The 14,045-nt window shown below is 72.9% G+C and carries 14 protein-coding genes and 2 pseudogenes; 7 read left to right on the forward strand and 9 right to left on the reverse strand.

The window, feature by feature from the left end:
• Positions 1-183: 183 nt before the first annotated feature.
• The gene (locus ACI3ET_RS09570; protein WP_405032801.1) at positions 184-2,235 is read left to right on the forward strand and encodes an ABC1 kinase family protein; all 2,052 of its coding nucleotides are present in this window, start codon (positions 184-186) and stop codon (positions 2,233-2,235) included.
• Between the two features lie 143 nt (positions 2,236-2,378).
• Here ACI3ET_RS09570 and ACI3ET_RS09575 read toward each other — a convergent pair whose 3' ends face one another.
• Both ACI3ET_RS09575 and ACI3ET_RS09580 read right to left on the reverse strand, forming a co-directional pair.
• Positions 2,379-3,713, reverse strand: a complete 1,335-nt coding sequence (locus ACI3ET_RS09575) for an HNH endonuclease signature motif containing protein (RefSeq protein ID WP_405032802.1) — start codon at positions 3,711-3,713, stop codon at positions 2,379-2,381.
• Between the two features lie 74 nt (positions 3,714-3,787).
• Positions 3,788-4,249 carry a MarR family transcriptional regulator gene (locus ACI3ET_RS09580; RefSeq protein WP_405032803.1) on the reverse strand — a complete coding sequence of 154 codons (462 nt, stop codon included), beginning with the start codon at positions 4,247-4,249 and terminating at the stop codon, positions 3,788-3,790.
• A gap of 154 nt (positions 4,250-4,403) precedes the next feature.
• Between ACI3ET_RS09580 and ACI3ET_RS09585 the strand changes: the two genes are divergently transcribed.
• Positions 4,404-5,372: a ring-cleaving dioxygenase gene (locus tag ACI3ET_RS09585; protein ID WP_405032804.1), complete on the forward strand. Its 969-nt coding sequence runs from the start codon at positions 4,404-4,406 to the stop codon at positions 5,370-5,372.
• On the forward strand, positions 5,369-6,001 hold the full coding sequence (locus ACI3ET_RS09590; RefSeq protein ID WP_405032805.1) for an alpha/beta hydrolase: 633 nt from the start codon (positions 5,369-5,371) through the stop codon (positions 5,999-6,001). The genes ACI3ET_RS09585 and ACI3ET_RS09590 overlap by 4 nt, the downstream gene beginning before the upstream one ends.
• A gap of 230 nt (positions 6,002-6,231) precedes the next feature.
• Here ACI3ET_RS09590 and ACI3ET_RS16405 read toward each other — a convergent pair.
• Positions 6,232-6,495, reverse strand: a pseudogene (locus tag ACI3ET_RS16405) (maleylacetate reductase); the annotation flags it as partial.
• Here ACI3ET_RS16405 and ACI3ET_RS16410 point away from each other — a divergent pair.
• Positions 6,452-6,580: a hypothetical protein gene (locus tag ACI3ET_RS16410; protein ID WP_463671528.1), complete on the forward strand. Its 129-nt coding sequence runs from the start codon at positions 6,452-6,454 to the stop codon at positions 6,578-6,580. The pseudogene ACI3ET_RS16405 and the gene ACI3ET_RS16410 sit on opposite strands and share 44 nt — an antisense overlap.
• Before the next feature lie 38 nt (positions 6,581-6,618).
• Here the strand turns inward: ACI3ET_RS16410 and ACI3ET_RS16415 are convergent.
• From ACI3ET_RS16415 to ACI3ET_RS09605, 3 genes and pseudogenes are all read right to left on the reverse strand, one after another.
• Positions 6,619-7,113: pseudogene (locus ACI3ET_RS16415) on the reverse strand (iron-containing alcohol dehydrogenase); the annotation flags it as partial.
• Positions 7,032-7,343, reverse strand: a complete 312-nt coding sequence (locus tag ACI3ET_RS09600; RefSeq protein WP_405032806.1) for a UBP-type zinc finger domain-containing protein — start codon at positions 7,341-7,343, stop codon at positions 7,032-7,034. The gene ACI3ET_RS09600 and the pseudogene ACI3ET_RS16415, both read right to left, overlap by 82 nt.
• Positions 7,343-7,876, reverse strand: a complete 534-nt coding sequence (locus ACI3ET_RS09605) for a gamma carbonic anhydrase family protein (protein WP_405032807.1) — start codon at positions 7,874-7,876, stop codon at positions 7,343-7,345. The genes ACI3ET_RS09600 and ACI3ET_RS09605 overlap by 1 nt, the downstream gene beginning before the upstream one ends.
• Before the next feature lie 138 nt (positions 7,877-8,014).
• Between ACI3ET_RS09605 and ACI3ET_RS09610 the strand changes: the two genes are divergently transcribed.
• Positions 8,015-9,244: an amidohydrolase gene (locus ACI3ET_RS09610; RefSeq protein WP_405032808.1), complete on the forward strand. Its 1,230-nt coding sequence runs from the start codon at positions 8,015-8,017 to the stop codon at positions 9,242-9,244.
• Positions 9,241-10,941 (forward strand): MFS transporter, encoded by a 1,701-nt coding sequence (locus tag ACI3ET_RS09615; protein ID WP_405032809.1) that lies wholly within the window; start codon positions 9,241-9,243, stop codon positions 10,939-10,941. The genes ACI3ET_RS09610 and ACI3ET_RS09615 overlap by 4 nt, the downstream gene beginning before the upstream one ends.
• An 87-nt stretch (positions 10,942-11,028) precedes the next feature.
• On the opposite strand, the gene ACI3ET_RS09620 is transcribed toward ACI3ET_RS09615, so the two are convergent.
• The gene (locus ACI3ET_RS09620; RefSeq protein ID WP_405032810.1) at positions 11,029-11,898 is read right to left on the reverse strand and encodes an oxygenase MpaB family protein; all 870 of its coding nucleotides are present in this window, start codon (positions 11,896-11,898) and stop codon (positions 11,029-11,031) included.
• Between the two features lie 107 nt (positions 11,899-12,005).
• Positions 12,006-12,530 (reverse strand): mycothiol transferase, encoded by a 525-nt coding sequence (locus ACI3ET_RS09625; protein WP_405032811.1) that lies wholly within the window; start codon positions 12,528-12,530, stop codon positions 12,006-12,008.
• A 102-nt stretch (positions 12,531-12,632) separates the two neighbouring features.
• Here ACI3ET_RS09625 and ACI3ET_RS09630 point away from each other — a divergent pair, with 102 nt between their 5' ends.
• Positions 12,633-13,649 (forward strand): NAD(P)/FAD-dependent oxidoreductase, encoded by a 1,017-nt coding sequence (locus ACI3ET_RS09630; RefSeq protein ID WP_405032812.1) that lies wholly within the window; start codon positions 12,633-12,635, stop codon positions 13,647-13,649.
• Positions 13,650-13,672: 23 nt separating this feature from the next.
• Here the strand turns inward: ACI3ET_RS09630 and ACI3ET_RS09635 are convergent, their stop codons facing one another.
• Entirely contained in the window at positions 13,673-14,014 is a 342-nt protein-coding gene (locus ACI3ET_RS09635) for a DUF2200 domain-containing protein (protein WP_405032813.1), read from the reverse strand.
• Positions 14,015-14,045 lie beyond the last annotated feature (31 nt).

The following is a 14,045-nucleotide window of genomic DNA, read 5'->3' on the forward strand; positions in this document are numbered from 1 at the left end:
GGACCAGAACGGTCCACGATCTCGGGGACGACCCTACTCTCGGCTGCCGGAAAGTCGGTTGCCGTCCCCGACGGCACATGACCACGGGGACTGGTCGCCGCGGACAGCGGGGGGACACGACCCGAGACGGCGGGCTGCCCGGGTCCTACGATCGAGGAGTCCGTGCAGGAGGAGGGAGGAACCGTGACGCCCGTCATCACGGCCGTCGGCTTCGTGATCAACACCGCGCTGCTGTTCTCGGTGACCCGGCGCCTGCTGGGTGTGCCGGTCGGTTGGATCCGCACCCTGGTCGTCGCGATCGTGGTGACCGGGGGCATGAGCGGCTTCCTCGAGCTGGCCAGCGAGCGGCTGGGCCTGGTCACGGACAGCGGGCAGCTCGGGCCGTCCGTCGACACCACGGTGGCCGGACTCGTCCTGCTGCTGCTCGTCGCCTGGGGCGTCGCCCTGGGCGTCGGTGCCCTGGTGCTGCTCGAGGCGCTGTTCCCGACCGGGACGCTGCCCTCGCCGGTCGCGTTCCTGCGCGACCTGCCGGCCCGCCGCCGGCGCAGCAGACGGTACGGCCAGATCGTCGGCATCGCGGTCCGGCACGGGCTGGGCGGGTTCCTGCGGGCGGGGTCGAGGCTGCCCGAGGACCACGACCACGCCCGGCTGGGGCGTCGGCTCCGGCTGGCTTTCAGCGACGGCGGCGTCACCTTCGTCAAGCTCGGGCAGATGCTTGCCACCCGCCCCGACGTGATCGGCCCCGACCTCGCGGCCGAGCTCGGGCAGCTGCAGGCGGACACCCCGCCCGAGGACTGGGCCGAGATCGAGGCGACGCTCCGCGCGGAGCTGGGCGACGAGTGGCGGGAGGCGTTTGCCGAGTTCGAGGAGAAACCGCTCGCTGCGGCGTCCGTCGGCCAGGTGCACCGGGCCGTCCTGGCCGACGGGTCACCGGTCGTGGTGAAGGTCCAGCGCGCCGGTGCCGAGGCGCAGGTGCGCGCGGACCTGGACATCGTCACCAGGATGGCGCGCTGGCTGGAGCGCACGACGGCATGGGGCCGGGCCCTGGGCGTCCGGTCCCTGGCGGAGGGGTTCGCGACCAGCCTCAGGGAGGAGCTGGACTACCTGGTGGAGGCGGCGAACGCGGTGGCGGTTGCGGCGGCCACCGGCAAGGACGCGTCGGACGACGATCAGGTCCTCGTCCGCGTCCCCACGACATACCCCGCCCTCACCACCTCGCGGGTCCTCGTCATGGAGCTCGTCGACGGCACGCCCCTCTCCCGCGCAGACGCCGCGCAGGGGCTCGACGCGCCGACCCGCGAACGGCTCGCGCGGGCCCTGCTGGCCAGCGTGCTGACGCAGGTGCTGCAGACCGGGGTCTTCCACGCCGACCTGCACGCCGGCAACGTCCTGGTCGAGCGGCTCGGGCCGGGCACCACGGGCGGCGGAGCAGGACCCGCGGCGGGGGTCGGCGGTGCCGGTGCGCGGCTGGCGCTGCTGGACTACGGAGCGGTGGGGCGCCTGGACCGGACGGCGCGCGACGCCGTCGGACGGCTGCTGTTCGCGGTGGACCGGGGCGACTCGCTGGGCGCGGTCGACGCCCTGTGCGACGTGATCGACGCACCGGCCGGCCTGGACGACCGCGCGCTGGAGCGCGAGGTGGGGGCGGTGATCTCGCGGGTGCAGCACGGGAGCGGCGGCGCGACCACGAGCGTCTTCGGCGACCTGTTCGTGCTCGTGGTCCGGCACGGGTTCACGGTGCCGCCGCAGGTCGCGGCTGCGTTCCGGGCGCTCGGCGCGCTGGAGGGGACGCTGCAGGCGCTGGACCCCGAGCTGGACCTGGTCACCGCCGCCCGGTCGTCGGGCCAGGACTACCTCGGGCAGCGGCTGGGCCCGCAGCAGATGCGTGCCGCCCTGGAGGAGCAGCTCGTCCACGTCCTGCCGATCCTGCAGCGCCTGCCCCGCCGCGTGGACGGGATCGCCGCGGCCGTGCAGAGCGGGGAGGCCCAGGTGCGCGTGCGCTGGCTCGCCGACCCCTCGGACCGGGCGTTCATCACCGGGCTGGTGCACCACCTCGTCACCACGGCGCTGGCCTCGGTGCTCGCGGTCTGCGGGGTGCTGCTCCTGGTCGCCGACCCCGGTCCCGCGCTCACCCCGTCGATCGACCTCAACCCCGTGCTCGGCGGGACGCTGTTCCTCTTCGCCTTCGTGCTCGCCTCGCGGGCACTGGCTGCCGTCTTCCGCGCGCCTCGGTGAGGCGGGCCGGGCCGCGCGAGCCGGGTGGGGCGGTAGCACTGCGGTGAGGCGGGCGCCGGGGCATCCAGCGCCGGGCACGCACCCCGGCAGACCCCGGACATGCCTGTGTGACCCGGCCTTCGTGGGCCGGGTGCGGGGCAGGGTCATAACAGGTGCCACGTCACGCCGGAGGCGCTCACCGTCGCCGTGCGTCCCTTCTCGTGCACCCAGGTGTGGTGGCGGGGGCAGAGCAGCGCGTAGTTGGACAGGTCGGACCGTCCGCCGTGGGACCAGGGCACGACGTGGTGGGCGTCGCACCAGGTCGCGGGCACGGTGCACCCCGGGATCGTGCAACCCCCGTCACGGACCGCGAGGCGGACCCGCTGACCCGGCGTGACGAGCCGCCTGCTCCTGCCCTGGTCGAGGATCTCGCCTGCGCCGCCGAGCACCATCGGGACGATGTCGGCCTCGCACGCCAGCCTGCGGATCGTCTCGGGGCTGATCAGGGCACCGTCGAGCGTCGCGCCGCAGCCCGGCGTCTCGCCGTCGGTCCCGAGCAGCTGCCGCCGCAGGGTCTCGAAGTCGACGGTGACCAGCAGGGTGGCCTTCGACGTCGTCGGCTGACCCTTCATCCCCGCCACGCCACGGCGGATGACGGTCATGAACGCGTCGTACCGGCGGTTGCCCGGGGTGCGCCGGTCCTCCTCGCCGGTGACCTCCCGCTCCTCCTTGGACGCCGGCGCCGCCAAGGGTGACTGCAGGATCGCCCGCACTGCCTCGTAGTCGGCGTCGTCGCCGAAGGTCATGATGATCCGCCTCACGGACCCGTCGGCGAGGCTGGACTCGTGCACGTCCCGCAGCGCGTGCTGGGCCTTCCTGCGCGTCTCGTGGTCCTTCTCCTTCAGGCACCGGCGCAGCAGCTCGGCGATGATCCGGGCGATGTCCGCGTCCTCGAACAACGGGTTGCACCCCGCGTCCGCCAGCAGCTGGACCGCCAGCGCGTACTCGTCGGCCGTCAGGCTCCCCCGGATCCGCGCCAGGGCGCGGAGCAGCCGCGCACCCCGGGCCAGCGGCATACCTCCTGAGAGCACACCCTGGAGGATCGGCGCGTGGACGTGCTCGCGGCTGGCCTGGGCCACGCGCGCCAGGTCGCGCAGCGCTCGCTCCTCGAGGTCGGGGCACCTCAGGGTCATCCAGTCGACGAGGCTGAAGCCCTCGTCGGTGTGCAGTCCACGATCCACCACCTCGCAGGCCAGCCGCAGCCGGGCCCGCACCAGCGCCTCGCTCGCGAGAGCGACCCGGCGCAGTCCCGACGTCACCTCCGCGTGCTGGAGCAGGACCGTCTCCTGGGCGGCGAGCTCGGCGAAGATGGCCTCGCGCCCAGCCGCCCGCAGCGCCTCGGGGAGGCGCTCCCTCACGGGCTGCGCAGCGGGCAGCCCCTGCCCGGCGAGCGTGTCGAAGCTCGTCCGGAGTACCTCACCACCCCACGTCTGCTGCATAGGACAAATGTACGAGAGGCCACTGACACACCCGGATCCCTCCGGGCGCCCAACGTCGCGATCGCTCCTGCCCCTCAGCCCCGCCGCGCCTCTGCCAGGACAGCCATCGCCTCGGCCACGGCGAGAGCACGCTCGGCCCCCAGCACATCCACGAAGGTCGCCTGCACGACCTCGTGCACCCGGGCCCGCAGGCGCCCCGCGACCTCGACGCCCTCAGGGGTGAGCTGGAGGAAGATCACCCTGCGGTCCTCCTCGTTGGCCACCCGCCGCGCCAGCGACCGCCGGGCCAGCCGGTCCGCGACCTTGCTGACACCGCCGGTGGAGAAGGCGACCTGGCCGGCGAGCTCCGTCATCGGCAGCCGGTGCGCCGGGCTGCGACCGAGCCGCAGCACGGCCTCTGACTCCGCGGCGGTCAGCGAGAACTCCTGCGCGATCGTCCGGTGCAGGTGCCGGTTGGTGCCCTGGAAGCCCTCGATGACGTGACCCCACAGGGACACCGGGTCGGTGCTGATGCTACGGGCGGCGGATGCCGTCATGAGCGCCTCCTCGTCGGCCCGCGGCCACCCGGCAGGCGACCATTGACACAGAAACAGTTTCCGTGGAAATAATACCAGCACCACCCCCGTTGACCCCCCTGACACCGACGGCACCCGACGGGACCCGTCGGACCGATCCCCGAGGAGGGACAGCATGACTGCACGGACGAGCGGCCTGCACCACGTCACGGCGATCGCCGGGGACCCGCAGCGCAACATCGACTTCTACATCGAGGGCCTGGGTCTGCGGTTGGTCAAGCGGACCGTCAACTTCGACGACCCGTCGACCTACCACCTCTACTACGGCGACGAGTCGGGCCGCCCGGGCTCCCTGATGACCTTCTTCCCGTGGCGCGGGGTGCCGACCGGCCGCGTCGGTGCCGGGCAGTCCACGTCCACCGCCTTCTCGGTGCCCCAGGACAGCCTGGGCTGGTGGAAGGACCACTTCTCCGCGCTGGGCGTCGAGCCGACCGTCACCTCCAGCCACGGCGAGGACCGTATCGTCGTCCGTGACCCCGACGGTCTGGTGCTGGAGCTGGTCGCCTCGTCGACCATTGACCCGCGCGACCCATGGGACTCTGCCTCCGTCCCTGCTGAGCACGCCGTGCGCGGCCAGCACTCCTCCGTGCTCACCGTCGGCGACCCCACCGGAACCCTGCGGGTGCTCACCGAGGACCTCGGCATGGGCGTGGTCGAGGAGGACGGCAGACGCACCCGCGTGGCCGCCGGTGAGGGTGGCCCCGGCCGCATCATCGACGTCGTCGCCGACCCCCGCGCCCAGGACGGCCTGACCGCCGGCGGCACGGTCCACCACGTCGCCTTCCGCGTGCCCGACCAGACGACCCAGGAGCAGTGGCGCCAGGAGCTCGTCGAGCGTGGCCACCAGGTGACCGCGATCCTGGACCGGCAGTACTTCACCTCCATCTACTTCCGCGAGCCTGGCGGCGTGCTCTTCGAGATCGCCACCGACACCCCTGGCTTCGACATCGACGAGCCCCTGCTCGAGCTCGGCCGCTCCCTCAGGCTGCCGCCATGGCTGGAGCCCAGCCGTGAGGCCATCGAGCACTCGGTCGCCACGATCACGCTGCCCCAGGAGAACAACCCGACGCTGGCGGACCGGTGAGCGCCGCGGACACCGTCCAGGGCTGGCCGCACCTGTTCGCCCCCGGCGAGCCCGACGCCCCCGTGCTCCTGACCCTGCACGGGACCGGCAGCGACGAGCAGGAGATCTCCTCCCTCGCCGCCGAGCTCGACCACCGCGCCGGGGTGCTGTCCCCGCGCGGCCGGGTCCGGGAGCGGGGTATGGCGCGCTGGTTCCGTCGGGCGGGTGAGGGGATCTTCGACGTCGTCGACGTCCTCACCCGCGCCGGCGAGCTGGCCGGCTTCGTCACCGCGGCCCGCGAGCACTACGGGCTCGGCGACCGCCCGCTCGTGGCCGTCGGGTTCTCCAACGGCGCCAACATCGCCCTGGCCACCGCGATGCTGCACCCGGACGTGCTGTCCCGGGTGGTCGCCCTCTCCGGCATGTACCCCTTCGCCGACCGGGACGAGGCCGTGGACCTGCACGGCGTGCGGGTCACCACGCTCAACGGGCGCGATGACCCGATGGCCCCGATCGACAGCGTGCAGCACCTGGTGACCGTCCTGCGTGAGAAGGGCGCCAAGGTCGAGCAGCACCTGCGCACCGGCGGCCACGGCATCTCGCGGGAGGACCTGGCCGTGGCCCGTGCCGCGGTGGCTCGGGCAGGCTGAACCGGGCGGCCGACCCGCGACGGCGTCAGTGGGGCCGTCCGCCCGCGCCCGGCACCTCCCCCGCCCACGCCCCCCGCAGCAGCTCCCCCAGGCTCTCGCGGTCCACCGGTCGCGGGTTCGACTCCGCGTGCAGGTCGTCGTAGAGCTACCGTCAGCCCTGCCACCGCGTCGTCCGCGCTCAGGGCCGCGGCGAGCCGTAGCGCCGCCTCCGGAGCGGCTCCGGCGTTGAACGCCAGGACGTGCGGCAGCACGACGGCGTGCGTCTGTGCGTGCGGCAGGTCGAACCGGCCGCCCAGCACGTGGCAGATCTTGTGGTGCATCCCCGACCCCGCGCCGGCGAAGGCGACGGCGGCGAGGTAGGCGCCGGCCAGCGTCCGCTCCCTCCCGCGCAGGTCCTCCGGGTCCAGCACCACCAGGCGCATCCCGGCCGCCAGCAGTCGGGCGCCCTCGGTGGCCAGCCCCGTCGAGACCGGGCTGGCCCGCGGCCCCCACAGGGAGTCGACGCAGTGCGCCATCGCGTTCAGCCCGCTGGCCACGCTGAGCCCGACGGGCATCGACACGGTGAGCTCGGCGTCGTAGACGATCGTCTGCGGGAGCACGCGCTCGTCCGAACCTGTCGTCTTGCGCCCCTCCTCGGTGATTCCCCACACGTCCGTCGCCTCGGAGCCCGCGTACGTCGTCGGCACGGCGACCACCGGCAGCCCCGTGGTGAGGGCGACCGCCTTGGCCAGCCCGGTGGCCGAGCCGCCCCCGACGCTGACGACCAGGTCGACGCGGTGCTCCTCCGCCAACGCGCGCGCCCTCTCGGCGGTCGACGCCGGCACGTGCTGTGCGACCTCGTCGAACCGCACCGCCACGTCGACTCCCTCGAGCAGCCGGCGTGCGACCTCGGCGGCGCTGGGTGTGACGACCACCATCGTCCGTCGCGCTCCCCGCCGCTCGACCTCCCCCCGCAGGTGCTCGGCGGCGGCGCCGCTGCCGAACAGCACCCGCTGGGCGAGGCTGCGGTGCTCGAAGACCAGCGGGTCGCTCACGGCGGGGGTGTGCTGGAGGAGGGCGCCGGGTCGGCGCCGGGCACGTGGAACAGCAGCTCCTCCGCGTAGCACCACCACCAGTCCTCACCCGGCTCGAACGAGCGGACCAGCGGGTGGTCCTCGTGCTCGCGCCAGTGGGCCCTCGCGTGCCGGTTCGGGGAGCTGTCGCAGCAGCCGACGTGGCCGCAGGTCATGCAGAGCCGTAGGTGGACCCAGCGGTCCCCCGTCCGCAGGCAGTCCTCGCAGCCCTGCGCGGAGGGTATGACGTCGCGCGCACGGTCCAGGTGCGTGCAGGCGGTCGCGGTCATCAGCTGCCCTCCAGCGCGCTGCGGTGCATCGCCGCCAGGCCCGGGTAGTGCCCGATGCCGTCCCGGAGCCCGGCCCGCTCCTCGTCCGTCAGCATCCGCCGGACCTTGGCGGGGACCCCGGCCACCAGCGAACCCGACGGCACCCGCATACCCTCCAGCACCACCGCACCCGCCGCCACCAGGCAAGACTCGCCGATCACCGCGCCGTTCATCACCACCGCGCCCATGCCCACGATGGTGCCGCTCCCGACCGAGCACCCGTGCAGCACCGCCCCGTGCCCGACCGACACGTCGTCGGCGACCCTCGCCGGGAAGCCGGCGTCGGCGTGGACCACCACGTTGTCCTGCAGGTTCACCCGCTCCCCGATCGTGATCTGCTCGGCATCCCCGCGGACGGACACGCCGTACCAGACGCTGCTGCCGGCGCCGATCCGGACGCTGCCGCTCACCACGCTGCGGGGCGCCAACCAGGCCTTAGGGTCCACCTCCGGTCGCCGGTCTCCCAGGGGCAGGACCAGACCTGCTGGTGTCATCGTCGTCTCCTCGCTTGGCAACTCACGGCAACTGCGGACCGCCGCGCCCCCTCGCTACTACCGTTTGTAGTGAGGCGGCAGACGCGCCGGCTCCACCCGAGAACCTCGGGCGCGGCACATCACGAAGGTAGACCGAAGATGTCGGCAGTGACCAGGGCCCTGGAGGGGCTCGACGAGACCAGCGCGTGGCAGGAGGAGCTCTACAAGCACCTGCACGCCCATCCCGAGCTCTCCTTCCAGGAGGTGCAGACCCGTGCGGAGATCGTGCGGCGGCTCGGGAGCGACGGCTACGAGGTGCAGGAGATCGGGGGTGGCGTCGTCGGCGTGATGCGCAACGGCGAGGGGCCCACCGTCCTGTTCCGGGCCGACATCGACGCGCTGCCCGTGACCGAGGCCACCGGCCTCGACTACGCCTCAACCGTCACCGCCACGGACGCCGACGGCAGGACGGTCGGCGTCATGCACGCGTGCGGGCACGACAGCCACATCGCCTGCGCCCTCGGCGCGGCGTCGCTCCTCAGCGAGCACCGGGACGTCTGGGCGGGGACGTACGTGGCCCTCTTCCAGCCTGCCGAGGAGCTCGGCGCGGGCGCACGGGCCATGGTCGACGACGGCCTGGTCGACAAGGTGCCTCACCCCGACGTGTGCCTGGGTCAGCACGTCCTCGCCGCTCCCGAGGCCGGCCACGTCGGCACGATGGCGGGCCCCGTCCTCTCGGCGGGCGACTCGCTGCGGATCACCGTGCACGGCAAGGGGTCCCACGGGTCGATGCCGCACCTGGGGGTCGACCCCGTCGTGGTCGCGGCCGCCATCGTCATGCGCCTGCAGACCGTCGTCGCCCGCGAGCTCGCCCCCGGCGACTTCGGCGTCGTGACCGTCGGCAGCGTCCAGGCGGGCCACAAGGCGAACATCATCCCGGCCGAGGCGGTCCTGCTGGTCAACACCCGCGCCTACGACGAGGGTGTGCGCGCCACGATCATGGAGGCGATCGAGCGCATCGTGCGCGCCGAGTGCGCCGCCGCCGGGTGCCCGCAGGAGCCCGGTATCGAGGTGCTGGACTCCTTCCCCCTCACCGACAACGACCCCGTCGTCACCGAGACCGTGACCCGGGCGCTGGTCGCCCACCTGGGCGAGGACCGCGTGCACGAGCTGGGCCGCATCCCGGCCAGCGAGGACTTCAGCGTGATCCCGGACGCCTTCGGGGTGCCCTACACCTACTGGGGCTACGGCGGGTTCACCCCGGACATGGACGCCGTGCCCAACCACAACCCCGCGTTCGCGCCGGCCGTCCAGCCGGTGCTGCGCACCGGCACCGAGGCCGCCGTCGTGGCCGTGCTGGCCTACCTGGGAACCGAGGAGCAGAAGTGAGCACCACGACCGAGCCCGCCGTCGCACCCGCCGCCGGCACGGCATACCGCGGCACCGACAAGCTCCTCCTGGGCATCGTCCTGGGAGTCATCACCTTCTGGTTGTTCGCCGGCACCGTCGGCACGATCGCGCCCGAGATCCTGCGCTCGATCAACTCCGAGGGCGAGCGGATCACCGCCCAGCAGATGAACCTCGCGGTGTCCATCACCGCGCTGTTCTCCGGGCTTCTGATCGTCGTCATGGGTGGCCTGGCCGACCGCGTCGGCCGCGTGAAGATCGCCCTGCTCGGCCTCGGCGCCGGCATCGTCGGGTCGTTGCTGGTGGTCCTGGCCGCGGGTGCGGCGGCCCTGCCGCTCCTGCTCGCCGGTCGGGCGATCCAGGGCTTCTCCGCCGCGTGCATCATGCCGGCGACGATGGCCCTGGTGAAGACCTACTGGGACGGCCCCGGTCGGCAGCGGGCCGTCTCCATGTGGTCGATCGGCTCCTGGGGCGGGTCGGGCCTCGCGGCGATCTTCGGCGGGGCGATAGCCAGCTCGGTGGGCTGGCGGTGGATCTTCATCGCCTCGATCGCCATCAGCATCGTCTCGATCCTGCTCATCCTCGGCACGCCGGAGAGCAAGGTGGAGAGCCGGGCACACCGGAGCTTCGACGTCGTGGGGCTGGTCATCTTCATGGTCACCGTGCTGTCGCTGATGATCGTGCTGATCTTCGGCAAGCAGCTGGGCTGGACCAGCCTGGTCACCCTCGGTCTCGTCGTCCTCGCGGCGGTGGGCCTGGCGGTCTTCATCTGGTGGGAGCGCAAGCAGGCGTCGCCCTTCATCGACTTCAGCCTGTTCACGAACACGACCTTCACGGGCGCGACGATCTCCAACTTCATCCTCAACGCGACCATCGGGCTGCTCATCGTCAGCCAGCAGATGCTCCAGCGGGCGCGTCCGGAGGGGCACCCGGAGGCCGTGTCGGCCTGGGAGGCGGGCCTGCTCACCCTCGGCTACGCGGTGACCATCATCGCGTTCATCCGGGTGGGAGAGAAGCTGCTGCAGAAGTTCGGCCCCCGCAAGCCGATGATCTGGGGCTCGCTCATCGTGGCGCTGACCTGCCTGCTGCTCACGCCCACCTGGGTCTTCCTGGACACCTACAAGATCCTCGCGGCCGCGGCTTACGCCCTCTTCGGCCTGGGCCTGGCGTTCTACGCCACCCCGTCGACGGACGCGGCCCTGTCCAACCTCCCGGCCGACCAGGCGGGCGCCGGTGCCGGCATCTACAAGATGGCCTCCTCCCTCGGCAGCGCCATCGGGGCGGCGGTGTCGCTGGCGATCTTCACCGGGCTGCTGGGCACCGAGACCCTCCTGTTGGGCAACAACGTCCAGTTCATCGGCGACCAGACCAACGTCGACCTCCGTCAGGCGGGCATGGTCGTGATGCTGTTCAACCTGCTCCTCGTCCTCGGGGCGATCATCTCGATCGTCATGACGGTGCCCAAGGGCGGAGGCAGCCGCGACCTCGGCGCCGTCGCCGCCTCCCCCGCGCCGTCCCCGCACCTGCCCCTGGACGCGGAGCGGCAGGCGGTCCTGGACCGGCTGGCCACGCTGCCCACGACGGACCTGCTCGAGGTGGAGAAGTCTCTGGCCATCAACGACCTGCGCACGCTGGACGCCGAGACGCTCCGGGCCCTGCTGGAGGAACGGCGACGCTAGCGGGGTCTGCGCGCACGGGACGGCCCGACCCCAGCTGGTCGGGCCGTCCCGTCGCTCCTGCGTGAGGTCAGGTCAGACCCCCAAGACCTACGCCGCGCCCCGGTCCACGCCCGCCATCGCCCACCGCACGGTGCCGATGCTGGCACGACCCAGCGGCCCCAGCAGCCCGCGTGCCAGCAGGTCGGAGCGCGGCAGGTCGAGCAGCTCACGCGCCCACGGCTCCAGCAGCGAGACCCCGCCGGCGGCGATGGCCCAGTAGCCGACCCGCGCCCCGGCCGGCAGCGGCGGCTCGACGAGCAGGAAGCGGGCCGCGTCACGGGCCGCGGTGGTCGTCTCGAGCTCGGGCCGGTATGCCGCCACCGTCGCCTCGAGCGAGGCCACGTCGGTCGGGGGGTCGAGCACCCCGAGGTGGGCGGCCGGGACACCGGCCTGCCTGACGTAGAGGTCCGCCTCCTCCGCGGTCAGCGGGGTGCTGGCGTAGGCCTGGTAGGCGCGCAGGAACGAGGCGACCTCGGCGATGTGGACCCACATCAGCAGGTGCGGGTCGTCGGCGCGGTACGGGCGGTCGAACGCGTCCTTGCCCCGCACCCGCGCGTGGATGCTGCGCACGTGGCCGATGGTCGCCAGCGCGTGCTGGGTGGTGCCGAAGGTCGTGGCCGCGAGGTAGGTGCTGGTCCGCTGCAGCCGCCCCCACGGGTCCCCGCGGTAGCCCGAGTGCCCGGCGACCCCGGCCATCGCCATGGGGTGCAGCATCTGCAGCAGCAGCGCCGCGACGCCCCCGGGGAACATGGCGGCGTCCGCGTGCACACGCCATACCGGGTCCTGAGGGGTGAACCACCGCTCCCCCGCGGTGTCCCAGATGAGGCGGGCGCGGTCGGCGGCGTCCTCGCCCGCCACGCGGGCGCGCAGGGACTCACCCGCCGTCCGCTGGAGACGACGGACGGCGGATCGAAGCATGAACAAAGTATAGACAACCTGGCGGGGATCCCTCGCATCGCTGTCCGCAAGGTCACATCCCAGGCCGCGGTCCCGGCGGTGGACGCCGTCGTAGAAGAGCAGGCTCGTCAGCGGCGGCCCAGCATCCCTCCGACGTACTCCGCCTGCCCCAGGTGCTTGGCTGCGTCCTCCACCACGGAGTAGAGGCGCACCGCGAGGGTCACCGGCGGGTCCCACCGGGGGTCGACGACCCGGTCGTAGTCCTCCGTCCCCAGCCCCTGCACGAGGCGACGGGTCAGGCCGTGCACGGCGGCGGCATACCCGCTGAGCAGGGTCGGGTCCGCGACGGTGAACCGACCGACCTCGTCGCTGTCCTGCCCGTAGCCGTGGGCCTTGCGGTCGTACGGCAGGCCGAACCTCTCGTGCCACCCGCCCGCGGTCCAGACCTCGTCCTCCCCCGCGATCGCGGCGAGCTGGGCGTCCTGCTGGCGGCTCAGGTGCCAGAGCAGCCAGCCGATCGGGTTGGCGTCCGGATCCGGGCGCCACCTCAGGTCGTCGGCGGTGAGCCCGTCGAGGACGGCGCCGACGCCCTCCTCGATGCGCTGGAAGCCGTCGAGGAGGACGGACTGGACGAGGTCGGTGCTGGTGGCCATACGGCCAGTCTCGCGAGCCGACGTGAGCGCCACAACCGCAGGGCGCTCCCGGTCCACCGATAGCGGCCGCTGCTCAACCACGTCGCCGGCGGGCAGGCGTCGATGTCCCGCCTCACCAGGCCGACGGGGTCGGTGATCCCGAGCGGCTGCACGTGGCTCCCCTCCCGCGCGGTCGCCGTGCACCCCGACGAGCGAGAGGTGGAGCTCGACACCGCCGAGCGCGTCGGCTACCTCGTCCTCGTCCTCGCCCCCGGCCTCGAGCCGGACCTCGCAGCGGTCCCCGGGCTGGCGGAGGCGATGGACGCCGGCTGGGCCACCACCGCGAACCTCAGCTCGCGCGCGGAGGACACCTGGACGGCCATCCGCGGTATGACGCGTGGCCGGGTGGTCTTCACGATCCCTCCCGAGCCCGCACCGTGCGGGGGGACGGCGCTCAAGCCGCTCTTCCTCGCGTGCGACCACTGGCAGGAGGAGGGGGCCCTCGCCGACATCGACGTCCACCTCGTCACGCCCTACTCCTCGCTCCTCGACCTGCCGTTCGCGGACAGTCGGCTGGCGCCGCACGTCGAAGGCCTCGGCATCACCGTGCGCCACGGGGCGACGGTGGCCCCGCTCGACCACGCGGGCCGGACCGTGACGCTCAGGACGGGTGCCGGTGAGCAGGTCCTCGACGACGTGGAGCGGGCGTTCGTCGTGCCGCACTACCAGGCTCCGGGGTGGCTCGCGCCGGTGGCCGGCGCGGACACCGGCGGCCTCGTCGACGTCGACCCGATGACGCTCGCCCACCGCCGGCTGCCCCACGTGTGGAGCCTGGGCGACGTGGCCGACGTGCAGACGCGTCCCTCCGGCGGGGCGCTGCGCCGCCAGGTCGACGTGCTGGCCGACAACATCCGCCGCCACCGCCTCGGGGAGAGCCTGCGGCACTACGACGGCTACACGATCATCCCCATCACGGTCGACCGGCGGCGGCTCATGCTCGCCGAGTTCGACCGCACGGGGGCGCCGCAGCCCACCACCAGCCTGATCGACCTCACCGTCCCGCGGAGGTCGCTGTGGGCCTTCGACCGCTACCTCGAGCCGGTCGTCTACTTCACCGCGCTGCTCAAGGGACGCGTCTGAGTCCGGGACCTGCACCCGCTCACCTACGCCCGCAGGACCTTCTCCAGCGGCCGCCCCTGGGCGAGCTCGTCGACGAGCTTGTCCAGGTAGCGGATCCTGCGCATCAGCGGGTCCTCGACCTCCTGCACCTTGACCCCGCACACGCTTCCCGTGATCAGCGACACGTGGGGGTTCAGGTCCGCCGCCGCGAAGAAGTCCTCGAACGTCGTGCCCGCCTCCAGGTGGTGGGCCAACGCTGCGTCGTCGAACCCGGTCAGCCACTCGATGACCCGGTCCACGTCCTCCTTCGTGCGTCCCTTCTTCTCAGCCTTCGTCACGTAGTGGGGGTAGACCGACGCGAAACTCGTGGTGAAGATGCGGCTCATCCTCGGCAGGGTAGTGCCCAGGAGGCCATTG

Origin of the sequence: Ornithinimicrobium jinqii, assembly GCF_045032595.1 — a bacterium.
Lineage (GTDB): Bacteria > Actinomycetota > Actinomycetes > Actinomycetales > Dermatophilaceae > Ornithinicoccus.

Excerpts from the sequence above, each read along its gene's own strand:
- ACI3ET_RS09610 (WP_405032808.1), top strand. The coding sequence starts at position 8,015 with ATGTCGGCAGTGACCAGGGCCCTGGAGGGGCTCGACGAGACCAGCGCG.
- ACI3ET_RS09585 (WP_405032804.1), top strand. The coding sequence starts at position 4,404 with ATGACTGCACGGACGAGCGGCCTGCACCACGTCACGGCGATCGCCGGG.
- ACI3ET_RS09605 (WP_405032807.1), bottom strand. The coding sequence starts at position 7,876 with ATGACACCAGCAGGTCTGGTCCTGCCCCTGGGAGACCGGCGACCGGAG.
- ACI3ET_RS09600 (WP_405032806.1), bottom strand. The coding sequence starts at position 7,343 with ATGACCGCGACCGCCTGCACGCACCTGGACCGTGCGCGCGACGTCATA.
- ACI3ET_RS09580 (WP_405032803.1), bottom strand. The coding sequence starts at position 4,249 with ATGACGGCATCCGCCGCCCGTAGCATCAGCACCGACCCGGTGTCCCTG.
- ACI3ET_RS09635 (WP_405032813.1), bottom strand. The coding sequence starts at position 14,014 with ATGAGCCGCATCTTCACCACGAGTTTCGCGTCGGTCTACCCCCACTAC.
- ACI3ET_RS09620 (WP_405032810.1), bottom strand. The coding sequence starts at position 11,898 with ATGCTTCGATCCGCCGTCCGTCGTCTCCAGCGGACGGCGGGTGAGTCC.
- ACI3ET_RS09575 (WP_405032802.1), bottom strand. The coding sequence starts at position 3,713 with ATGCAGCAGACGTGGGGTGGTGAGGTACTCCGGACGAGCTTCGACACG.
- ACI3ET_RS09625 (WP_405032811.1), bottom strand. The coding sequence starts at position 12,530 with ATGGCCACCAGCACCGACCTCGTCCAGTCCGTCCTCCTCGACGGCTTC.
- ACI3ET_RS09630 (WP_405032812.1), top strand. The coding sequence starts at position 12,633 with ATGTCCCGCCTCACCAGGCCGACGGGGTCGGTGATCCCGAGCGGCTGC.